This is a genomic window from Pseudoalteromonas sp. SR43-7, assembly GCF_014163785.1.
Classification (GTDB): Bacteria; Pseudomonadota; Gammaproteobacteria; order Enterobacterales; family Alteromonadaceae; genus Pseudoalteromonas; species Pseudoalteromonas distincta.
Map to the genome: position 1 here is coordinate 16,522 of NZ_JACJDY010000008.1, position 21,124 is coordinate 37,645.

General features: G+C 39.4%; 22 protein-coding genes. 19 read left to right on the forward strand and 3 right to left on the reverse strand.

Annotated features, from left to right (window positions below; all coding sequences use genetic code 11):
* Position 1: 1 nt before the first annotated feature.
* From H5087_RS07860 to H5087_RS07885, 6 genes are all read left to right on the forward strand, one after another.
* Positions 2 to 1,366 (forward strand): MotA/TolQ/ExbB proton channel family protein, encoded by a 1,365-nt coding sequence (locus tag H5087_RS07860; RefSeq protein ID WP_002961707.1) that lies wholly within the window; start codon positions 2 to 4, stop codon positions 1,364 to 1,366.
* A complete protein-coding gene (locus H5087_RS07865; protein WP_002961709.1) occupies positions 1,366 to 1,890 on the forward strand; it encodes a MotA/TolQ/ExbB proton channel family protein in 525 nt (174 codons plus the stop codon). Before H5087_RS07860 ends, H5087_RS07865 begins: the two co-directional genes overlap by 1 nt.
* A gap of 14 nt (positions 1,891 to 1,904) precedes the next feature.
* Positions 1,905 to 2,309, forward strand: coding sequence for a biopolymer transporter ExbD (locus H5087_RS07870; protein WP_002961710.1), 405 nt, complete (start codon positions 1,905 to 1,907; stop codon positions 2,307 to 2,309).
* Complete coding sequence (locus H5087_RS07875) at positions 2,309 to 2,926, forward strand: energy transducer TonB (protein ID WP_007583869.1); 618 nt, start codon at positions 2,309 to 2,311, stop codon at positions 2,924 to 2,926. Before H5087_RS07870 ends, H5087_RS07875 begins: the two co-directional genes overlap by 1 nt.
* 11 nt (positions 2,927 to 2,937) lie before the next feature.
* Positions 2,938 to 4,197 (forward strand): lipopolysaccharide assembly protein LapB, encoded by a 1,260-nt coding sequence (locus tag H5087_RS07880; protein ID WP_002961712.1) that lies wholly within the window; start codon positions 2,938 to 2,940, stop codon positions 4,195 to 4,197.
* 61 nt (positions 4,198 to 4,258) lie between these two features.
* Positions 4,259 to 5,302, forward strand: coding sequence for a hypothetical protein (locus H5087_RS07885; RefSeq protein ID WP_182671660.1), 1,044 nt, complete (start codon positions 4,259 to 4,261; stop codon positions 5,300 to 5,302).
* Positions 5,303 to 5,318: 16 nt separating this feature from the next.
* Here the strand turns inward: H5087_RS07885 and H5087_RS07890 are convergent, their stop codons facing one another.
* Positions 5,319 to 5,645: an RNA polymerase-binding protein DksA gene (locus H5087_RS07890; protein ID WP_002961716.1), complete on the reverse strand. Its 327-nt coding sequence runs from the start codon at positions 5,643 to 5,645 to the stop codon at positions 5,319 to 5,321.
* Between the two features lie 61 nt (positions 5,646 to 5,706).
* Positions 5,707 to 6,687, reverse strand: coding sequence for a tRNA-dihydrouridine synthase (locus H5087_RS07895; RefSeq protein WP_182671661.1), 981 nt, complete (start codon positions 6,685 to 6,687; stop codon positions 5,707 to 5,709).
* A gap of 226 nt (positions 6,688 to 6,913) precedes the next feature.
* On the opposite strand from H5087_RS07895, the gene H5087_RS07900 reads away from it, so the two are divergent.
* The 12 genes from H5087_RS07900 to adk all read left to right on the forward strand — a co-directional run bounded on the left by H5087_RS07900 (position 6,914) and on the right by adk (position 19,214).
* Positions 6,914 to 7,411, forward strand: coding sequence for a hypothetical protein (locus tag H5087_RS07900; protein ID WP_024596351.1), 498 nt, complete (start codon positions 6,914 to 6,916; stop codon positions 7,409 to 7,411).
* A 67-nt stretch (positions 7,412 to 7,478) separates the two neighbouring features.
* Positions 7,479 to 8,336: a DUF692 domain-containing protein gene (locus tag H5087_RS07905; protein ID WP_182671662.1), complete on the forward strand. Its 858-nt coding sequence runs from the start codon at positions 7,479 to 7,481 to the stop codon at positions 8,334 to 8,336.
* Between the two features lie 36 nt (positions 8,337 to 8,372).
* Complete coding sequence (locus H5087_RS07910; RefSeq protein ID WP_182671663.1) at positions 8,373 to 9,125, forward strand: DUF2063 domain-containing protein; 753 nt, start codon at positions 8,373 to 8,375, stop codon at positions 9,123 to 9,125.
* 72 nt (positions 9,126 to 9,197) lie between these two features.
* Positions 9,198 to 9,320: a hypothetical protein gene (locus H5087_RS20165; protein WP_002962301.1), complete on the forward strand. Its 123-nt coding sequence runs from the start codon at positions 9,198 to 9,200 to the stop codon at positions 9,318 to 9,320.
* A 171-nt stretch (positions 9,321 to 9,491) separates the two neighbouring features.
* Positions 9,492 to 10,037, forward strand: coding sequence for an adenine phosphoribosyltransferase (apt, locus tag H5087_RS07915; RefSeq protein ID WP_002962303.1), 546 nt, complete (start codon positions 9,492 to 9,494; stop codon positions 10,035 to 10,037).
* A 3-nt stretch (positions 10,038 to 10,040) separates the two neighbouring features.
* Positions 10,041 to 12,566, forward strand: a complete 2,526-nt coding sequence (gene dnaX / locus H5087_RS07920; protein WP_182671664.1) for a DNA polymerase III subunit gamma/tau — start codon at positions 10,041 to 10,043, stop codon at positions 12,564 to 12,566.
* Positions 12,567 to 12,626: 60 nt separating this feature from the next.
* Positions 12,627 to 12,953: a YbaB/EbfC family nucleoid-associated protein gene (locus H5087_RS07925; RefSeq protein ID WP_002962306.1), complete on the forward strand. Its 327-nt coding sequence runs from the start codon at positions 12,627 to 12,629 to the stop codon at positions 12,951 to 12,953.
* Between the two features lie 7 nt (positions 12,954 to 12,960).
* Complete coding sequence (gene recR, locus H5087_RS07930) at positions 12,961 to 13,569, forward strand: recombination mediator RecR (protein ID WP_002962308.1); 609 nt, start codon at positions 12,961 to 12,963, stop codon at positions 13,567 to 13,569.
* Positions 13,570 to 13,702: 133 nt separating this feature from the next.
* Positions 13,703 to 15,604, forward strand: coding sequence for an MFS transporter (locus H5087_RS07935; RefSeq protein WP_182671665.1), 1,902 nt, complete (start codon positions 13,703 to 13,705; stop codon positions 15,602 to 15,604).
* 4 nt (positions 15,605 to 15,608) lie between these two features.
* On the forward strand, positions 15,609 to 16,346 hold the full coding sequence (locus H5087_RS07940) for an RluA family pseudouridine synthase (RefSeq protein WP_182671666.1): 738 nt from the start codon (positions 15,609 to 15,611) through the stop codon (positions 16,344 to 16,346).
* 118 nt (positions 16,347 to 16,464) lie between these two features.
* Positions 16,465 to 18,378, forward strand: coding sequence for a molecular chaperone HtpG (gene htpG, locus H5087_RS07945; RefSeq protein ID WP_182671667.1), 1,914 nt, complete (start codon positions 16,465 to 16,467; stop codon positions 18,376 to 18,378).
* Positions 18,379 to 18,569: 191 nt separating this feature from the next.
* Positions 18,570 to 19,214 carry an adenylate kinase gene (adk, locus tag H5087_RS07950; RefSeq protein WP_002962321.1) on the forward strand — a complete coding sequence of 215 codons (645 nt, stop codon included), beginning with the start codon at positions 18,570 to 18,572 and terminating at the stop codon, positions 19,212 to 19,214.
* Positions 19,215 to 19,302: 88 nt separating this feature from the next.
* Here adk and tpx read toward each other — a convergent pair whose 3' ends face one another.
* Entirely contained in the window at positions 19,303 to 19,884 is a 582-nt protein-coding gene (gene tpx / locus H5087_RS07955; RefSeq protein WP_182671668.1) for a thiol peroxidase, read from the reverse strand.
* A gap of 233 nt (positions 19,885 to 20,117) precedes the next feature.
* Between tpx and H5087_RS07960 the strand changes: the two genes are divergently transcribed.
* Positions 20,118 to 21,122, forward strand: a complete 1,005-nt coding sequence (locus H5087_RS07960) for a response regulator (RefSeq protein WP_024590825.1) — start codon at positions 20,118 to 20,120, stop codon at positions 21,120 to 21,122.
* Positions 21,123 to 21,124 lie beyond the last annotated feature (2 nt).

Here is a 21,124-nt window from a genome sequence, read left to right on the forward strand (position 1 = left end):
AATGAAGAAACTATTTAAAGGTTTTGCTGTTGCAGCAGTACTAACTGTTTCTGCAGGTACCGCGCTTAATGCACATGCAAATACTGGAGCTCTAGATAAAATTCTTGAGCAAGTAAAGCAAGAGCGTATCTCTGAAGGTAAAATCAATAAGCAACGTGAGCAAGAGTTCTTATCAGAACGTGCTGACAAGCAAGCATTACTTAACAAAGCTAAAAGCCAACTTGCTTCTGAGAAGTCTCGTGGTGAAAGCTTAGCTAAGCAATATGCACAAAACGAAAATACGCTAGCTGAAAAAGAAGCCGCTCTTCAAAGTGCCCAAGGTACTTTAGGTGAGATGTTTGGTGTTGTACGTCGTGCAGCTCAAGATGCTATCGGTTCTATCGAAGCGTCACTAGTTAGTGCTGAAAAACCAGGTCGTGCTGAAATCTTACGTTCGTTAGCAGCTGCTAAAGAACTTCCTACAGTTCGCGAACTTGAAGAACTTTGGATTTCACTTCAAACTGAAATGACAGAATCAGCTAAAGTTTCAACTTTTGAAACTGAAGTTGCTGGTCTTGACGGTAACCCGTCAATGAAAAAAGTAACACGTATCGGTAACTTTAACTTAGTTACAGACGATGGTTACTTAATTTATTCACCAGAGACTAAGTCTATCCAGCCTCTAGGTAAGCAACCAGACGGTTATATCTTAGACGGTATCACGGCTCTAGAAAATACATCACCAGATAACTACGCTGGTGTTTACATAGATCCGACTCGTGGTGCTATCTTACGTATCAACACTCAAAAAGCGACCCTTATGGAATACTTCCATCAAGGTGGCGTAGTTGGTTATATCATCACGGCTTTACTTGGCCTAGGTATGCTAATTACTCTAATCCGCTTTGTTGACCTTACACTTACTACTAGTAAGATTAAGAGCCAGCTTAAAAATGTTGCTACACCGAATACAAATAACCCACTGGGTCGTATTCTTAAAGTATACCATGACAACAAGAACCAAGATGTTGAAAACCTTGAGCTTAAACTTGATGAAGCGATTCTACGTGAAACGCCACGCATTGAAGCTGGTATCAATATAATTAAGATTCTTGCTGCAATCGCACCGTTACTAGGTCTACTAGGTACAGTAATCGGTATGATCTTAACGTTCCAAACAATCACATTGTTCGGTACGGGTGATCCGAAGATCATGGCAGGTAACATCTCTCTAGCACTTGTAACTACAGCGCTAGGTCTAATTGCTGCATTACCACTAATTCTACTTCATGCTCTTGTAGCTGGTCGTAGTAAGTCGGTATTACACATCCTTGATGAGCAAAGCGCGGGTATCGTTGCTACTCACGCGGAGAAGGAGAAAGCCTAATGCTAGTCCTGATGGAGATATGGGAATCTATCAGGGATTTTGTTGGCACAGGCGGCCAGGTTTTATACGTGGTCGCGATAGCACTCTTTCTTATGTGGGTTTTAATGATTGAGCGCTATTGGTTCCTACTTGCAGAATTTCCTCGCACAGCGAAAGAAATTGTAGCAAAGTGGGATGCCCGCCAAGACACTACGTCTTGGTACGCACACAGAATCCGTGAAGCATGGATTTCTGAAGCGTCTGAAAAATTAGATCAGCGTATGTTGTTGATTAAGACATTAGTAGCTGTTTGTCCTTTAATAGGCTTACTTGGTACTGTTACTGGTATGATCTCGGTTTTTGAAACCATGGCCAACCAGGGTACGGGTAACGCACGTTTAATGGCATCAGGTATTTCAATGGCAACAATCCCAACAATGGCTGGAATGGTTGCGGCATTATCTGGAGTATTTTTTAGCTCACGTCTTGAGACAAAAGCTAAAATGGTGAAAGCCAAACTTATTGATAGTATGCCTCATCACTAGAGAGAGAATTAAATATGGCACGTAAACAACGTTTTCGTGAAGAAGAAGAAGCAGCGGTTGATATGACGCCAATGCTTGACATCGTATTTATCATGCTTATTTTCTTTATCGTAACTACATCGTTCGTTAAAGAGGCTGGTATCGAGGTCAATAAACCTAAAGCGGCTCAAGCTACTAAGCAAAAAAATGCTAACATTTTTATTGCTATTCGTAGTAACGGCGAGATCTGGATTGATAAACAGCAGGTTGATGTTGAACGTATTTCAGCAAAAATCGAAAGTTTATTAGCAGAACAACCTACTGAAGTTGTAATTTTGCAAGCTGATAAAGAAGCAAAACACGGCGTAGTGGTTAAAGTTATGGACCAGATTAAAGCGACGGGTGATAACCTGAGAATTTCAATAGCTGGAGATCAGTAATGATTCGTTTTCTGTTTTCACTGATTGCAGGTGGGGCAGTTACTTTCGGCTTGTTCTACTTCATGGCATTCCTCATCTCTGGTGGGGCTGACCGTAATACGGAACAAAAAGAGCAGATCATAGTCGAAATAATGACGAATCCGCCTGAATCTAAGGTGCAGGAGAGGAAGCGTGTACCGCCTCCTCCTCCGCCACCGCCAAAGCAGCCGCCTAAACCGCAGCCGCCACAGCCGGAAAATAATAATCCAAATCCTGGTGCTATGTCATTTAATATGGGAAGCATTGATGTTGGTAGTTCGGCAGGTGGACTAAGTGGTCCTGGTGCATTTGGACGAGATGGTGATGCGACACCTATCGTTCGTATAGAACCAAAATATCCAACGCAAGCAGCACGTGATGGTAAAGAAGGTTGGGTTCAACTTTCATTCACAATTGATGAGCTAGGTGGAGTAACTGACGTTGAAGTAATTGACGCAGATCCGAAACGTATCTTTGACCGTGAAGCTAAACGTGCACTGCGTAAGTGGAAGTACCGTCCTAAGATCATTGACGGAAAACCACAGAAACAACCAGGTTTACAAGTTCAATTAGACTTTAAACTTAACCAAGGCAACTAAGGAGGCGAGTAATGAGAAATTTTTCTAAAGTAACTGCTCTTGCAATTCTTATGTCTGTGTCGGGTGCTACTTTAAGTGCATCTGTTTTAGCAGCGCCGGATTACGCAAAGATTGAAGAGCGTAAAAAAGCAAAAACTAAAATCATGGGCGAGCGTACTGGTAAAAAAGTAATTAAAGCATTTGATTTGTACAACGAAGAAAAAGTTGATGAAGCAATTGTTTTGCTTAGAGAAATCGAGCCTTCGAATGACTTTGATAAAGCGACCGTAAATCGTTACTTAGGTAGCATGTACGCTCAAAAAGAAAAGTATGACGAAGCGATCAAGTACTCTAAGCAAGCCGTTGCACCTGATGTTTTAAACTTTGCTGATCAAGAACAAACTCTTAAGTTGTTAGGTGACTTATACGCTGGTACAGAAAAGTTCCAAGAAGCTAAAAAAGCATATGTAGCTTGGATGGACTTTACCGGTGAAGAGGACCCTACGGTTTATACACGTATTGCTCAAGCTAACTATCAGTTAGAGCAATACCGTGATGTTTTTGAACCAGCAGATAAGGCAATAAAACTTCAAAAAGAGCCTAACAAAGGCCCTTACCAATTAAAACTTGGCGCATACTTTGAGCTTAAAGATTATGCAAACATGGTTAAAATTGGCGAAGAAATTGTTCGTGTATGGCCTGATGATAAAAAAGCTTGGGTTAGCTTAGGTAAGTATTACCTACAAACTGAAGATTATTCTAAAGGTTTAGCAACTATGGAAGTTGCATACAAGAATGGTTACTTTGAAAATGAAGTTGAGTATAAAGTCTTATCTAACTTTTACTCTCTAAATGAGATCCCTTATAAAGCAGCTGTAACGCTAGAAAAGGCCATTAAGAGTGAAAAAGTAGAACGTACAAAGCAGAATGTTAGCGCGATTGCGAGTAATTACCATCGTTCTAAAGATTTAGAAAAAGCTGCTAAGTACTACGAAGATGCTGCTAAATTTGATGACGACGCTGAGCTTTACCGCAAAGCTGGTTCATTACTTTTACAATCTGAAAAATTCAGTGCTGCTATTGTTCGCTTGAATAAAGCATTAGAGCTTGGCTCTGACAAAAAAGGCACAATTTATTCAGATTTAGCTGAAGCGTATTACTACCAAGGTAAGTATAAGCAAGCATATGCTGCAATTACTAAAGCTATGGATGACCCTCGCACACGTAAGTTTGCAAAAGGTTGGTCTACATATATTAAAGATAAAGCCGCTCGCAACGGTGTTAAAATTTAATTTTAATTAGCTTAAGCAACTTATAAAAAGCCCCTCTGGGGCTTTTTTTATTGGAACTACTATGTATAAAAAGCTCTTTTTATCATCATTACTGTGCCTATTTTTAACTGCATGTTCAAAGCAGTCTCAACCTTATGAGTCGTTTGAGGACGCACAAGTCGCTTTAAAAGCTTTAAACATGGCGCTTGTACAAACAGGTGCTACTAAAGGCAATAACATTGAAAAAGATCAATTGGTTTTCTCTGATGCTTACCTAACAAAACGCCATACTATTTATCAGAGCCTAATGGGTATGGAGCTTAATCTAAATCAAATTGCGCAAGTAAACTATTTGGTAATTGCAGAGCGTTTCCCTGAACGCTACTTTAATTGGCCGGCCCAAGTAAATGTGTTAAAAAACATGCTCGCTTTTGAAGGCTCAAAAAACACACCGGATAATGTTATTACTTGGCTCAAGTTAACCCAAGATACCCTAGACAGTGCTCAACAAAGCAATTTAAAGCTGAACAAGGTTGAACTTACACTGTTACAAAGCTATGTATTAAGTGCGATAGCAAGTAACGATGTTCAACCAGCGCTTAAAAGCCATATAAGAGCTTTTAGCGATTATTTAGCTAGTTATAAGCCAAGAGGAAGTGTGGGTCTAAGAGGTCTGCCAAATGGCACTCAGTGGTATCAGAGCAAACTTAATTACTTTAGTGGCGAAGTACATTCACCGTTAGAATGGGTTACTCTTTTAAACGAAAAAATAAAAGTATTAGATCGTGTTGCATTCGACAGTAAGCTGCCAACTTCTCACCAAAAATCGTTTTTAGTTCAGTATTTATCTGATGAAAAATTAATAGAAGGCTTAGATTGGCAGGCTAACTATCAAGACTTACCTGCAATGGCGAGCGCTATGGATATGTCTAATAAAGATAAAACATTGATGCTTGCGATGATGGAATCAGATATAGGTATTCACTACCATGCGTGGACTTTGCCTCAAGCAAAGGTAAACCTTATAAAGCGCCTACAAATGAGTCCAGAAGAGGCCCAGTACTTGGTTGAAGATATAATTCTCTACCCAGGGCAATCATTTAGCTTTATACAACACATTATATAATGATTTGAAAGTGCGCTTATTGTGCGCACTTTGTACACCGTTGAGTTGCGGGGTCTAGTTCAAGTGACTCAGCTGATATTTTTTCTTCACAATCACAGCAGTAGCCATACTGGCCAATTTCTATTTGACTTAGTGCGGCTTCTAGTTTGGTCATGCGACTGATTAAAAGTGCATACTCAGGGCCTAACTTCTCTGCTGCGCAGTCTAACCATTCATTATTTGCTGTATCAGCTAAAATTTGTATTAAATGGTGATGTGCAGGGTAAGCTGATTTAGAAAGCATGGTTAATATATTTAATTTAACTTGTGCTATTTCATCGTTAAGTCTTTTTTGATGATGCATTATCAGTACAACCTTATTAAATGGGCTTTACGTTATACTGATATTATCTAGAGTCTTTAAGTTAGTCGTTATGATTTGAATCAAGTTGCGGTGCTTTGGCATATTTATTTAATACGCTCGCCACATCTTCTTTACTTTTTAAACGTCTGATTTCGTCAAACAAATCGATAGCTTGTGGGTACTGGCGTTTTAGATAACCAAGCCATTGTTTAGTACGCGAAGCAAAGTATTTTTCATCCTTCGCGGGGTCTTGATGAATAGCTGAGTGAATTAAGTGATAAATAATATGCTCCCACTCAAGGCCATCATATTGCTCATTATTTACATGAGCTTTAATTTTTTTTGCTAAATCAGGGTGCGAAAGGGCGCCACGACCAAGCATTAAATCAGTGCACCCACTTCGTTTTTGACAAAGCATTGCGTCCTCTACTTGCCAAATTTCACCATTGGCAACAACGGCAATATTCTTACCTTTTATTATTGGTGGAATTTTTTCCCAATAAGCTGGCGGGTTATAACCATCTCGTTTGGTTCTGGCGTGAATAGCTACACTATTTGCACCTGCACTTACCACAGCATCAACAATTTCTTGGCTGTTACTGTCATCATCAAAGCCTAAACGAATTTTTGCACTTACTTCATGTTCAACATCTACAGCATCTCGGACTGCTTTAATAATCGTATACATATGGTCAGGGTCTTTAAGCAGTACAGCCCCCCCTCGGCTACGATTAACTGTTTTTGCTGGGCAACCAAAATTTAGGTCGACCCCATGGGACCCTAAAGCGATTGCTCTTATTGCATTTTCGGCTAACGGATTTGCTTCTTGACCGAGTAATTGAACACGCACAGGAGTACCTGCTCGTGTAAATCCATTATTATGTAGTTCAGGGCAAAATCGATGAAAAACTTTGTCAGGTAAGCATGTTTCAACCACTCTTACAAACTCTGTAACGCACAAATCGAACCCACCAATGTCTGTGAGTAATTGGCGCATTTTAAAATCAACGACACCTTCCATAGGTGCTAAAACAAGTTTCATAAAGAGATTAATTTTGATAAAAAACTGGAGACATAGTTTACCTGTAAATCACACATTGATAAATCTGTAATTACCGCCCATATTTGATGTATAAATTGCAAAAGTAAATATTATGAAAATAAATGAAAGTTTTTATTTTTGTACGGGTCTACTTAAGCATACAAGCAATTTAAAAATACATTTTTATTGCTAAGATTTACAATCCTTGATTAAAGAGAGTCATAAAATGAATACAGTTAAAAAAAATACAATCGCGTTAACTTTAGGTGCAGTAGTAGTTGGCTCTGCAAGTTTTGTATCTGCAGATGTACAAGCTAACCCATTTGAGTTTCAACAACTAGTAACAGGTTACCAATTAGATGCTGCAGAAGGTAAGTGCGGTGAAGGCAAATGTGGCGGTGACGCAAAAGATAAAAAAGAAGGTAAATGCGGCGAAGGCAAATGTGGTGGCGACGCAAAAGATAAAAAAGAAGGCAAATGCGGCGAAGGCAAATGTGGCGGCGATGCAAAAGGTAAAAAAGAAGGTAAATGCGGTGAAGGCAAATGTGGTGGCGACGCAAAAGATAAAAAAGAAGGTAAATGCGGCGAAGGTAAGTGTGGCGGCGATGCAAAAGACGCAAAAGCTAAAACAGAAGGCAAATGTGGTGAAGGTAAATGTGGCGGCGACGCTAAAAAAACTAAAAAAGAAGGTAAGTGCGGCGAAGGTAAATGTGGTGGCCGTTAATATCTTATTCTAAATAAGTTATGCTAAAAGGGCCCTAAGGCCCTTTTTTGTTAAGTTAGAGGTAGTTATGATACAAACTCAAAGTAAAGATTTTGGGATGGTGGGCCTTGGCCTACGACGAGAAATGCTTGATGAGCTGCTTGAGCATGTACCTAATCAAGTAGACTTTTTAGAAGTTGCGCCAGAGAACTGGTTAAAACTGGGTGGACGCTTTAAAAAGCAATTTAAAACATTAACCGATGCTAATAATTTTGTGTGTCATGGATTATCACTGTCTATCGGTTCTCCCGAACCTCTTGATGTTGAATTTGTTAAGTCTTTAAAAGTGTTTTTTGAAGAGCACAATATAAAAATTTTTAGTGAGCACTTAAGTTACTGCTCCGGTAAAGGGCATATGTATGACTTAATGCCCATTCCATTTACACAAGATGCAATAGCACATGTTGTTCCTCGTATTAAACAAGTTCAAGACATACTAGAGCAGCAAATTGTGATAGAAAATGTTTCCTATTATGGCGCTCCTGGACAGCAATTATCAGAACTTGAATTTACGAATATTATTTTAGAGCAAGCTGACTGCAAGCTTTTACTTGATGTGAATAACATTTATGTTAATTCGATAAATCATGGCTACAACGCGCAAGCATTTTTAACTGGGTTACCCTCTAATCGTATAGCCTATGGGCATGTTGCTGGCCATTATAATGAGGCTGATGACTTAATTGTTGATACACATGGCGCTGATGTGATTGATCCTGTTTGGGAGCTACTCGATAAAGCATACGAAGTGCATGGCGTATTTCCAACCTTGCTTGAGCGCGATTTTAATATTCCTACCATGAATGTTTTAACCAAAGAGTTAGATATAATTCATGATCTACAGGCTAAACACTTTGATTCAACAGTTTCAAAACAACGAGCTTAATATAAGCCTTTATCAACATTAAAAGAGTGCCTAGTTATGAGCTTTATTGAAATACAAAACGAATTTATGGCGCATATTCGCGAGCCTCAAAAAAATAAAAAGCCCAGCGGTATCGAAGTCAGGCGTATGGCTATTTATCGCGACCTATTTTTTAATAACATTGAAGGTTTTATATCATCAGGTTTTCCGGTATTAAAAACGTTATATACCCAGAAGCAATGGCAAGCCCTCGTACGCCAGTTTTTTAGCGAATATGATTGTCATTCGCCGTACTTTTTAGACATAGCAGGGGAGTTTATTAATTACTTATCAAGTGATTATAAAATGAAAAAATACGATCCCGTGTTTATGCTTGAGCTTGCCCATTATGAATGGGTAGAGCTAGATGTATCCATTGCACACGAAGATGAGCAAGAGAAAAAATTACAAACAACAGCGCTCACTAGTTCAGCTTTATATTTATCGAAAACGGCAAGAAATTTAAGTTATCAATTTCCGGTTCAAAATATTAGCAATCGCTTTAAACCAAAAGAGCCATCACCTCAGCCTAATTATTTTGTTGTATATAGAGATGAAGATGATGACGTTCAATTTCTGGCTACGAATGCGGTGACAGCTTTGCTATTGTCAATCATAGAGGCAAGCGAAGGCGCGACATTTGACAACGTCTGCCAACAGGTATTAGCTCATGCACCACAATTTAATGCAGAGCAAATTACTCAAGGTGCACTGGTTACTCTTAATGCTATGGTTGAACGAGGGGTAATTGTGACAAAAAATCAAGACTAAGGTCTTTATTGATGATTTTACATCGTCTATTATGGCAGCCTTATTTGTCGTGCTTAATAAAAGGTTGTACCAATGTCAGATGATAAAGACTTTAAAGATCCGTTCAACGCTACTTACTTTCTTGCTTTTTTAGCTGTATTTGCAGGGATTGGTTGTTTAAATGCAATATTAGGCTGGATCACTAGCTTAACGTAAAATGTATAGCGTGTATTAAGGCTGTTGCTAACTTCAGCCTTGAACCACTTTATTTTAATTACCCCGTCCATATTTAATACTTCTTTTATAATAACGCCAAACTCGCAATTAAAGGTTAGTTAAGGTTATAATCACCTGCTTTGTAATATAAACAATTGAGCAGTTAAAATTATGACTCAAGTAACACCAGCAATTATCAAAAACAGCATAACTACAATTGCTGATTATCCAAAAGCGGGCATTATGTTTCGCGATGTAACCACTTTAATGGCAAATCCAGAAGCTTTTAAAGCAACTATTGACGCGTTTATCGCAGAATATAAAGATCAGGGCTTTACTAAAATCATAGGCACAGAATCACGTGGTTTTATTTTTGGTGCGCCATTGTCTTATGCGTTAGGCATTCCGTTTATTCCAGTACGTAAACCAGGTAAGTTACCACGCGAAGTTATTCGCCAAGATTACTTACTTGAGTACGGTGAAGACACGCTAGAACTGCATGTAGATGCAATTGTACCTGGCGACAAAGTATTACTAGTTGATGACTTATTAGCAACTGGTGGCACAATTGAAGCCACTGCTAAGTTAGTTAATAAACTAGGTGGCGAAGCCACAGATGCAGCATTTGTTGTATCACTACCAGAACTTGGTGGCGAGCAGCGCATCAAAAAAATGGGTATTAAAATCCTAAAATTGGTTGAATTCGAAGGCGAGTAATCGATGAGTTATCAGGTTCTAGCGAGAAAATGGCGTCCTCAAACCTTTCATGAATTGGTTGGGCAGTCTCATGTTAAGCAAGCGCTTGTAAATGCGCTTACGCAAAATAGACTGCATCACGCTTATTTATTCACTGGAACCCGCGGTGTAGGTAAAACCACCATTGCACGTATTTTTGCTAAAAGCTTAAATTGCGATGAAGGTATATCTGCAAATCCGTGTGGACAATGTAGCAGCTGTTTGGATATAGAAGCAGGGCGCTACATTGACCTACTCGAAATAGATGCGGCTTCTCGTACAAAAGTAGAAGACACTCGCGAAATACTTGATAACGTTCAATATGCACCAACTCGTGGACGTTATAAAGTATACCTAATCGATGAAGTTCACATGCTTTCTAAGCACAGCTTTAATGCGCTTTTAAAAACGCTTGAAGAGCCACCAGAGCATGTGAAATTTTTATTGGCGACCACCGATCCTCAAAAATTACCAGTTACTATATTATCTCGCTGTCTACAATTTAACTTAAATGCCTTGTCGCAAAGTGAAATTAAAACACAGCTTGAACACGTACTTACTCAAGAGCAGCTTAGCTTTGATACCGATGCACTTAGCATTATTTCAAAAGCCGCTGATGGCAGTATGCGTGATGCACTTAGCTTAACCGACCAAGCTATTGCTCAAACAAATGGTGATATTAATAATCAAGCAGTACAAACAATGCTTGGTTTAATGGATACTCATTATAGCCAAAGCTTGCTCGCAGCATTACTTGCACAAGATGGCGCTGCGTTAATGGATGAGATTGCGCAGGTGGCAAGTCGTAATCCTAATTATGTGGCATTGCTTGATGATTTAATTGCACTTACACATTTAACACAACTAACCCAGTTAGTGCCTGAAGCGGCAGGGCTAGATGAAAAAAATGTAGATTATATTGCTCATGTTGCACAACATACGAGCCCACAACAAATTCAAATTTATTATCAGTTACTGTTAAATGGTAAAAAAGATTTACAATGGGCACCAGAGCCTCGCTTAGGTTTTGAAATGATAATGCTAAGATTATTAGCATTTAAGCCTTCAGATGTGCAACAAACTGTACACACAGCAAACGAAGAGCCGGCCCCAAATAAACAAGGCCGTGCAAATGCACTGCGAGATATATTAAATAAAAATAAAACATCGCAAAACACCGTAGCTGGCCAAAGTAGTGTACCTGTAAATAATACTAAGCCAGTTAGCAATGCAGAGCAGCCTAAAGCCGTTGAGATAGAGCCTTCAGCTAACGCTGCCGCTCAGTCATCAAATAATGAAGTTGTGCAAAGTAATAATGAGCCTGCTCAAGTTGCAGTAGAGCAACCGGTTCAACAAAGTGAAAACGCTTCAAAGCAACAGGCTTTAGCTAAAGAGCAACCACAAACCAATGTTGTTTCAGATGCTCAAGCCCAGCGACAAAGTGAAGATGAAACTTATATGCTCCATAGTGATGCTGAACAAACGCTGGCCTCGCAATTTGACGATATAATGAGTAGCGCTGTAGATCAGGGTTTTAAACCTGCACCTACTGCAAACTCAGAACCTCAATCAGAGCCTGTTACTAATCACAATGTAAGTACGCCAATAGCTGAACAAGAAGCGCAGGCGCAATCTGCCATTGCTCGTATTTTACGTGACAGAAACATATCCGGTGCGGGTAGGTTATCAAGCAAGAGTACAAGCACCTCTGCAAATAATGTAGCAGCGCAGCCAAACCAAGCGCCCGCTAAAAAGCCAGAACATCACGCAAGAATGCCTAAAGCTCAAAGTGTTAACCAAGGTAGCACCGCTGAAAATACAAACGAGCTCAACAGCGTTTCAAGCGTAGCACCTAGCGATCCCCCACCTTGGGTGACTGATAGTGCAGGTGCAAGTGAAAAAAAGCATGAGCTCCCACCAACAGGGAGCGAAAGCCAGGCACATGGTCACGCTAATACAAAACCAGCACGAAAAGTTGATTTTAAAGAAAAGCATCAAACAATTACCGAAAATTTAGCGCCAGAGCTACTTGAGCAAATAAATCCTCAAAAAGTACCTGAAGCAGCGCCCGAGGAAATTAGCATTCCCGTGCCTGATGATTTTCAAAGTCCAATTAGTGAAATTAGGTTTGCACACCAACAAGATGAATGGGCTTATTTAATTAAACGTATGGGACTGGGTGGTCGTATGCGCCAATTTGCGTTGCATTCAATATTTACCAAGCAAGGCAACAGTTTACATATAGACGTTGATGAATCACAAAAGCATTTAGATACACCGATGCTTCGCCAAAGATTAGATGCCGCATTGTCGAGTATTTATGAGCATAACGTGTCGTTAAGTATTAATTTTGCTAAGGGAGTTATTGATTCTCCTTATCTTATTCAGCAAAAAATAGATGCAGGACGCCATCAACAAGCAATCGATGTGATCACATCGGATGAAAACATAGTACAATTTCAGCAAGTATTTAGCGCCGAAATTGACGAAAACAGTATTCAGGCATTGTAATTACTTACAATCGCCCTTATGTTCATGTTAATTAATGTATTAAAAGAAAGAGAGAAAGTTATGTTTAAAGGTGGAATGGGCAACATGATGAAGCAAGCGCAGCAAATGCAAGATCGCATGCAAAAAGCCCAAGACGAAATCGCAACTCTTGAAGTTGTTGGTGAAGCCGGTGCAGGTTTAGTTAAAGTAACTATGCTTGGTAACCACAATGTACGTCGTGTTCAGCTTGATGAGAGCTTGATGGAAGACGACAAAGACATGATTGAAGACTTACTTGCAGCAGCATGTAACGATGCTGTTCGCCGTGTTGCAGAAGAAACACAAGAGCGTATGGGTAAAGTAACTGGCGGTATGCAATTACCACCAGGTATGAAAATGCCGTTTTAAGTAAATAATGCAACTTTCAGATAGTTTAAATCAGCTTATAGAAGCACTGCGCTGTCAACCGGGCATTGGTCCAAAGTCAGCGCAACGTATTGCTTTTCACCTGCTTGAGCGCGACCGAAAGGGAGGCACTCAGCTGGGCAATGCACTCACTAAAGCAATGACCGCCATAGGGCACTGTCAGTCTTGTCGTACTTTTTGCGAACAAGCTCAGTGCGATATTTGTTTAAGTACAAAACGCCAAGACAGCGGTATATTATGTGTTGTTGAATCGCCTACTGACGTACTTGCCATCGAGCAAACAGGTCAGTATTTAGGTCTATACTTTGTATTAATGGGTCACTTATCGCCAATAGACGGTATTGGTCCTAAAGAGATTGGCTTAGATGTTTTAGAGCAAAAGCTTGCCCAAGGCGATATTAATGAGGTTATTTTAGCGACTAACCCTACCGTTGAAGGCGATACTACCGCACATTATATTGCTCAGCTTTGTCATAAATACAAAGTAGGCGCTTCACGTATTGCCCATGGTATTCCTGTGGGAGGTGAGCTTGATTTAGTAGATGGTAGAACACTTATGCATGCCTTTAGCGGCAGGCGCCTAGTTACTCAAGACTAGCTCTAAGTCACTATTTGAAAACAAATTACAAAAGCCTACATGATTAAATCATGTAGGCTTTTTCGTTTTTAAGGTAAGCTTAAAAACAATCTAATTTATTTTTGGGCTATGTCTCTAATTAGTAAGGAATACAATGAAAGATAACCAACCCTATCAAGGTGCATTACTAGGTAGTAAGCGTTTTTTACCGCTTTTTATTACGCAGTTTTTCTCAGCGATAAACGATAACGTGTATAAGCAATCAGTGCTTATTCTATTAATATTTCAGGCTGCAACGCTTGCAGATGGCGCACTTTATTCAAATATTGCTGCTGGGTTATTTATTCTTCCGTTCTTTTTATTTTCAGGGATGGCAGGGCAGCTTGCAGAAAAAACAGAAAAATCAAAATTGATTAGAATCGTAAAACTATGTGAAATCCCTATTATGGTTGTAGGGGCAGTTTCTATTTTAACGCAGTATGTGTGGCTAATGTTAGCCACCGTATTTTTAATGGGCGTGCAAAGTACGTTTTTTGGTCCATTAAAATATTCTATTTTACCGCAGCACGTAGCACCTAATGAATTAACAAAAGCGAATGGTTTGGTTGAATCAGGCACGTTTGTGGCGATACTAATTGGTACAATTTTTGGCACTTATTATATTACTCAATCAGTAGGGCCTACGCTTATAAGTATTGCAGTATTAGTCTTGGCCGTGATGGGTTATGTGAGCAGTCGCTTTATACCCACTAGTGAAGCAAACGAGCCTAACTTAAAATTTACCTACAATATATTTTCATCCACAAAAAACGTATTTTCAGCACTTAATTCGCAAACAGAATCAGTTGGTAAATCAGTCCTCGGGATCAGTTGGTTTTGGTTAATTGGCGCCATCGTTTTAACATCCCTACCAAATTATGTAAAACACACAATGGGTGGTGATGAACTGGTTGTCACTAGCGCGCTTGTTGTGTTTTCACTAAGTATTGCGATTGGTTCGTTACTGTGTGAAAAGCTTTCTCGCTCACGAATAGAATTAGGAATTGTGCCTTTTGGCGCTATTTTAATTACCTTGTTTTTATACTTACTGAGCCAAGAGAGCGCTATTAGCTCTTATTTACCTCAAAACCCTGAATTATTGACGCTTGAGCAGTTATTAAAAACAGGCGATATGGTGTGGCATTTTGTATGGATGGCAGGCATTGGTATTGGCTCTGGTTTTTACACTGTACCGCTGTATGCGCTTATTCAACAGCGTACTGAAGAGTCGAGTCGCTCACGAGTTATAGCGGCTAACAATGTATTAAATGCACTGTTTATGGTGGGCAGTGCTGTTTTAAGTATTGTAACGCTGTCTGTTTTTCAGTGGAGTATTTCAGAGTTGCTACTGTTACTTGCCGGGCTAAACTTACTTATCTCTGTTTATATTTATACCAAAGTACCAGAGTTCTTTTTACGATTTATTATATATATTTTAGCTATTTGTATGTACAGAGTGCGTACAAAAGGTGAAAGTAATATACCTGATGCAGGCGCTGCGGTTGTAGTGTGTAATCATGTCAGCTTTGTTGATTGGATGTTTATTTTAGCCGCATCACCAAGGCCTATCCGGTTTATGGTATTTGCCCCTATTTATTATTCGCCGGCTCTACATTGGTTATTTAAAATGGCTAAGGCTATTCCCATTAACAGTGAAAAAACCAATCCAGAAGCGTTTAAAAAAGCCTTTGACGAAGTAGCTGCTGCGCTTAATAAAGGCGAACTTGTTGGTATTTTCCCTGAAGGAAAGCTAACCAGTGACGGCTCAGTGGATATTTTTCGCCGTGGAATCGAGCGCATTATTGAGCGCTCACCTGTGCCCGTTATTCCTGTGCACTTAGGTGGTTTATGGGGCAGCATGTTTAGTCGTAAAGCTAAGTGGCAATTGCCTCGATTAAAATGGTCTTTGGTGTCGGTTGCAGTCGGTGCCCCGATTGCTGCTGATAAAGTAGTAGCAGATGATTTACGTGAAAAAGTATTGGCTTTAAAAGCGCTTCATTCAAAAGATAGTGACTAATTTAATGATTAACTTAATGGCTAACTCAACATCGCAAACACCTTCAGAACAACCCATTATAGTTGATGATTTTGTAGCCCCTAAGTGCGACGGGTTTATTGAAATATTATATCAAGATGACGATATTTTACTGATCAATAAACCCAGTGGACTATTAAGCTTATCAGGTAAAAACCCGCTTAATTGGGACTCAGTGCATTACCGCTTAGTACATGGTCAAAAGGGCTTAACAGCTGCATTTGCAGAGGCTAAGTTACCGCATCGGCTAGATTTGGGCACATCGGGCATTATGATTGTTGGATTAAACGCGATTGCGTCAAAGCACCTTAATAAGCAATTTCAGGCACGCAGTATTCAAAAGCGTTATGTAGCCATGTTAGAGGGATGCTTGGCTGTTGATGAAGGGCAAATTACTGCGCCAATTGCAAAAGATAAACTGCTTTTTCCGCGTGTTAAAATTTGCCAATCGACAGGTAAAACAGCGCTGAGTGAATATAAAGTACTTGAGCGGCTCAGGCAGCCGTGCAGAACCTTAGTGCAATTTACACCTATTACTGGGCGTACCCATCAATTACGAATATACAGCCAGTTTATAGGGCACCCAATTTTAGGCTGTGATTTATATAAAAGTGCGCAAAGTGAACATATGGCACGGCGGTTACAATTACATGCCAGCGATTTATATTTTGAACATCCAACAACTGGTGAAAAGATTCATATTAATTGTCCGCATTCGTTTTAAACAAATTAATGGTTCTTTGTTTTCGTTTCACCTTTTTTAAATTTTTCCCTTGAAGTTCTAACACCTCACCCCATATTAAGTGCATAACGCAGACACTTTGCAAATTGGAGATATATAAATGACTGCAGCACAAAAAGAAACATTAGGCTTTCAAACAGAAGTAAAACAATTATTAAACTTAATGATTCATTCTCTTTATTCTAATAAAGAAATATTTTTACGTGAGCTTGTGTCAAATGCATCAGACGCAGCAGACAAGTTACGCTTTTTAGCATTATCTCAAGGTGACCTTTACCAAGGTGATGCCGATTTACGTGTTCGTATTAGTGCAGATAAAGAAGCAAATACAATTACCATTTCAGATAATGGTATTGGTATGACGCGCGATGAAATCATTAGCTCATTAGGTACTATTGCAAAGTCGGGTACTGCTGAGTTTTTCAAAAACTTAACGGGTGATCAAAGTAAAGATTCACAATTAATTGGTCAATTTGGTGTTGGTTTTTACTCAGCATTTATTGTTGCTGATTTAGTAACTGTTCGTACACGTAAAGCCGGTGAAACAACCGCTTACGAGTGGGAATCTCAAGGTGAAGGCGAATACACACTTCAAGAAATTGAAAAAGAAGGCCGTGGTACCGACATTATTTTACATCTTCGCGATGAAGAAAAAGAATTTGCTGATGACTGGCGCCTACGTAGTATCGTTACTAAATACTCTGATCACATCTCAACGCCAGTACAAATGTTTAAAGCAGAAGTGCCTGAATCTGAAGGCGAAGACGGCGAAAAAATTCCAGCAGTACCAGGTGAGTGGGAAAGCATTAACCGCGCGACTGCATTGTGGACACGCGATAAATCAGAGCTTTCTGATGATGAATACAAAGAGTTTTACAAGCATGTAAGCCACGACTGGGAAGCTCCTCTTAGCTGGGCACATAATAAGGTTGAAGGTAAAACTGAATACACTAGCCTTTTATATATTCCTAAAAAAGCACCTTTCGACTTATGGAACCGTGAACGTCAAAGTGGTTTAAAACTTTACGTACAACGTGTGTTTGTAATGGATGATGCTGAGCAATTCATGCCAAGCTACCTTCGCTTTGTAAAAGGCTTACTAGATTCAAACGATTTACCACTGAACGTATCTCGTGAAATTCTACAAGACAACAAAGTAACGCAAGCTATTCGTAAAGGGTGTACATCGCGTATTATTAAAATGCTTGAGCGTATGGCTAAAAACAAAGCTGACGATTACCAAGTATTTTGGAATGAGTTTGGTCAAGTAATGAAAGAAGGCCCAGCTGAAGATGCTGCAAATAAAGAAGCTATTTGTAAGCTACTTCGTTTTTCTTCGACACATACTGACTCAGAAACACAAGATGTGTCGCTTGAGCAATATGTTGAACGCATGAACGAAGGCCAAGACAAAATTTACTACGTAGTAGCTGATACATTCACCGCTGCGAAAAACTCACCGCATTTAGAGATTTTCCGCAAAAAAGGCATTGAAGTATTACTACTAAGTGACCGTGTTGACGAGTGGATGATGAGCCACTTAACTGAATTTGCTGATAAGCAGCTACAGTCGATCACACGTGGTGACTTAGATTTAGGTAAGCTTGACGACGAAGAAACTAAAAAAGCGCAAGAAGAGTCTGAAAAAGAAATGGCTGGGCTTGTTGAACGTATTAAAACAGCACTAGGTGATGACGTTAAAGAAGTGCGCTTTACGCACCGCTTAACAGATTCTCCAGCATGTGTTGTAAGCGACGACAACGACATGAGCTCACAAATGCAAAAGCTAATGGAATCTGTTGGTCAAGCAGCCCCTGAAGCAAAACCTGTGTTTGAGCTAAACCCAGAGCATCAACTTGTTAAGCACTTAAATGACGAACAAGATGAAGATAAGTTTGCGCAGTGGTCACACGTTTTACTAGATCAAGCACTACTTGCAGAACGCGGTACACTTAAAGATCCAACAGGATTTGTTACTCGCTTAAATAAATTGATGCTTGAACTAAGTAAATAAGCAAATAGGTATTTACTCAGTTAATAAAGTATAAATTATGTACTTTAAATAAAAGGGAACGTGTGTTCCCTTTTTTAATGCCCTGTAAACACCCCAACGGCTCATCAATTAGTATAAGTTGCTTGAGTATCGGCGGCGCTTGTGGAAGAATTCAGGCTTTAAAATAAATATCCATACTAGGGGACAATAATATGCGCATTATTCTTTTGGGCGCGCCGGGTGCAGGTAAAGGTACTCAAGCTCAGTTTTTAATGGACAAATACGGTATTCCACAAATTTCTACTGGCGATATGTTACGTGCAGCAATTAAAGAAGGCACGCCACTGGGTCTAGAAGCAAAAAAAGTAATGGATGCTGGTCAACTAATTTCTGACGATATTATTATTGGTTTAGTTAAAGAGCGTATTACTAAAGCGGATTGTGAGAAAGGTTTTTTACTTGATGGCTTCCCGCGTACAATCCCACAAGCGGATGCAATGAAAGAAAATGGCGTAGTGGTTGATCACGTTATTGAATTTGACGTGGCTGATGAAGTCATTGTTGAGCGTATGGGCGGACGTCGTGTTCATCCTGGTTCTGGTCGTGTTTATCACGTTGTTTATAATCCACCAAAAGTGGAAGGTAAAGACAACGAAACTGGCGAAGACTTAATTGTTCGCGCTGATGATACTGAAGAAACAGTACGTAAACGTTTAGGTATTTACCACGAGCAAACTATGCCATTGGTTGATTACTATCAAGCAGAAGCGGCTGCTGGTAATACTCAATACCATAAACTAGATGGTACACAAGCTGTTGAAACTGTTAGCCAACAACTTGGTGAACTTTTAGGTTAATTATAAAAGCACATTAAAAAACCGCCAATTGGCGGTTTTTTGTTTTAAGGCTATTTAGCATTGCTTAATTAGTGCTACTTAATGGACTTTACAGTGTTTTAAGTTTTTCAATCACGCTGTTGTATTCAGGTTCCGTTGAAAGGCTACTAACTAACTGTTTATAAATGACGTTATGGCTTTCATCCAAAATAAATACAGTTCGCGTTAGTAAGCCCATATCTTTAATAATCAATCCGTATTTTTGACCAAAATCACGCCAAACAGAATCTGATAACGTAATGATTTTATCGATATTTTCAGCTTTGCAAAAACGCTTTTGAGCAAATGGTAAATCAGCACTAATTGTTAGCATAACTACACTTGGGAATTGTGAGGCTACTTTTTCATTAAAGTGCTTAGTTTGCAGGCTACAAATGCCGGTATCTAGGCTCGGTACTACACTTATTAATACAGCTTGGCCTTTGTAATCCTCAAGTGTCACTGGAATAAAGTTGTCATCAACAACTTTAAAGTTTGGCGCACTATCTCCAATTGAGATACCTTGACCTAATAAAGTGACTGGTTTGCCTTGCGCGGATACTTTTCCTGCATCAAGCGTGTTTTCTGGATAGTCGGCTGCAATAGCCACAGAACAAAATGCACTCAAAGCAAAGGCAAGTGAACGTAACATAAGGTATTTCCTTTTAAATTAACGCAATGGGCGTCAGTGTATTATACTGGGCTATAGTTACCAAGTGATTAAACCTGCTTAATAGAGTGGGTATTAGCTCTGAAATATAAAAATTGTAACTATGCTAAACTTTGATTAACATGAAGTTACAAAAGATATCTTCAATAATAAAAATAAAAACCATCATAAAATGATTTTAATGCTCATTACTGGTTTAGAAACAGAGAGATAATATGTCAACATCGGTATTAATATGTGATGACTCGAAATTAGCTAGACGTCAGTTGGCTCGCTCATTACCTGAAGATTGGGACATTAAAGTTGAATTTGCACTTGACGGCGTTGATTGTATAAAGCAAATAAAGTTAATTGAACCAGAGATACTTTTTCTCGATTTAAACATGCCAGAAATGGACGGTTATGAAGTATTAATCGCTATGAAAGAACAGGGGCTTAATATTCTCACTGTTGTTGTCTCTGGTGATATACAACCAAGTGCACACCAAAGAGTACTTGAGCTTGGTGCTATCGATTTTATTCAAAAACCATGTTCCCCCGAAAAACTAGCCAGCATAATTGAACACCATGGGATTAAAGATAAAGCCATGCGTGAGCGTCTCTCTCATTCGCTAGGAGAGCAAGTCGACCCTGATGTTCGGGATATATACCAAGAGCTAACTAACGTTGCTATGGGGCAGGCTGGGGATTTACTTGCACGTCTTCTTAATGTATTTGTAGAGTTACCAATTCCTAATGTGAATATTTTGGAAGTTAATGAACTCGATATGGCGCTACAATCTATAGATAATAACGCAGCTACATCGGGTGTGTGCCAGGGCTTTATTGGTGGTGGTATTTCGGGCGAGGCGCTATTACTTTTAAATGATTCAAGCTTTAAAGAAATAGCTTCTTTGATGAACTATGACGGCGAGTTAAACGATAAAGTTGAACTTGAGCTGCTTATGGATATTAGTAATATTTTGATAGGCGCTATTTTAACGGGTCTTTCAAAACAGCTCGATATGTCATTTAGCCAAGGGCACCCGATTGTACTTGGCCAACACAGAGATGTATCTGAGTTGGTTAAATCAAACAAGTCACGTTGGCAACGCACCCTTGCAATAGAGATTAGTTACGGTATTGAAAACCATGATATAAATTGCGACCTCATGCTGTTATTTACTGAAGATTCACTTAAAACTTTGAAATACAAAGTTGCTTACCTATTAGAAGATTAAGT

What these genes read in the sequence shown, in the direction of transcription:
- H5087_RS07860 (WP_002961707.1), top strand. Translation starts at nt 2, where the DNA reads ATGAAGAAACTATTTAAAGGTTTTGCTGTTGCAGCAGTACTAACTGTT.
- H5087_RS07865 (WP_002961709.1), top strand. Translation starts at nt 1,366, where the DNA reads ATGCTAGTCCTGATGGAGATATGGGAATCTATCAGGGATTTTGTTGGC.
- H5087_RS07870 (WP_002961710.1), top strand. Translation starts at nt 1,905, where the DNA reads ATGGCACGTAAACAACGTTTTCGTGAAGAAGAAGAAGCAGCGGTTGAT.
- H5087_RS07875 (WP_007583869.1), top strand. Translation starts at nt 2,309, where the DNA reads ATGATTCGTTTTCTGTTTTCACTGATTGCAGGTGGGGCAGTTACTTTC.
- H5087_RS07880 (WP_002961712.1), top strand. Translation starts at nt 2,938, where the DNA reads ATGAGAAATTTTTCTAAAGTAACTGCTCTTGCAATTCTTATGTCTGTG.
- H5087_RS07885 (WP_182671660.1), top strand. Translation starts at nt 4,259, where the DNA reads ATGTATAAAAAGCTCTTTTTATCATCATTACTGTGCCTATTTTTAACT.
- H5087_RS07890 (WP_002961716.1), bottom strand. Translation starts at nt 5,645, where the DNA reads ATGCATCATCAAAAAAGACTTAACGATGAAATAGCACAAGTTAAATTA.
- H5087_RS07895 (WP_182671661.1), bottom strand. Translation starts at nt 6,687, where the DNA reads ATGAAACTTGTTTTAGCACCTATGGAAGGTGTCGTTGATTTTAAAATG.
- H5087_RS07900 (WP_024596351.1), top strand. Translation starts at nt 6,914, where the DNA reads ATGAATACAGTTAAAAAAAATACAATCGCGTTAACTTTAGGTGCAGTA.
- H5087_RS07905 (WP_182671662.1), top strand. Translation starts at nt 7,479, where the DNA reads ATGATACAAACTCAAAGTAAAGATTTTGGGATGGTGGGCCTTGGCCTA.
- H5087_RS07910 (WP_182671663.1), top strand. Translation starts at nt 8,373, where the DNA reads ATGAGCTTTATTGAAATACAAAACGAATTTATGGCGCATATTCGCGAG.
- H5087_RS20165 (WP_002962301.1), top strand. Translation starts at nt 9,198, where the DNA reads ATGTCAGATGATAAAGACTTTAAAGATCCGTTCAACGCTACTTACTTT.
- apt (WP_002962303.1), top strand. Translation starts at nt 9,492, where the DNA reads ATGACTCAAGTAACACCAGCAATTATCAAAAACAGCATAACTACAATT.
- dnaX (WP_182671664.1), top strand. Translation starts at nt 10,041, where the DNA reads ATGAGTTATCAGGTTCTAGCGAGAAAATGGCGTCCTCAAACCTTTCAT.
- H5087_RS07925 (WP_002962306.1), top strand. Translation starts at nt 12,627, where the DNA reads ATGTTTAAAGGTGGAATGGGCAACATGATGAAGCAAGCGCAGCAAATG.
- recR (WP_002962308.1), top strand. Translation starts at nt 12,961, where the DNA reads ATGCAACTTTCAGATAGTTTAAATCAGCTTATAGAAGCACTGCGCTGT.
- H5087_RS07935 (WP_182671665.1), top strand. Translation starts at nt 13,703, where the DNA reads ATGAAAGATAACCAACCCTATCAAGGTGCATTACTAGGTAGTAAGCGT.
- H5087_RS07940 (WP_182671666.1), top strand. Translation starts at nt 15,609, where the DNA reads ATGATTAACTTAATGGCTAACTCAACATCGCAAACACCTTCAGAACAA.
- htpG (WP_182671667.1), top strand. Translation starts at nt 16,465, where the DNA reads ATGACTGCAGCACAAAAAGAAACATTAGGCTTTCAAACAGAAGTAAAA.
- adk (WP_002962321.1), top strand. Translation starts at nt 18,570, where the DNA reads ATGCGCATTATTCTTTTGGGCGCGCCGGGTGCAGGTAAAGGTACTCAA.
- tpx (WP_182671668.1), bottom strand. Translation starts at nt 19,884, where the DNA reads ATGTTACGTTCACTTGCCTTTGCTTTGAGTGCATTTTGTTCTGTGGCT.
- H5087_RS07960 (WP_024590825.1), top strand. Translation starts at nt 20,118, where the DNA reads ATGTCAACATCGGTATTAATATGTGATGACTCGAAATTAGCTAGACGT.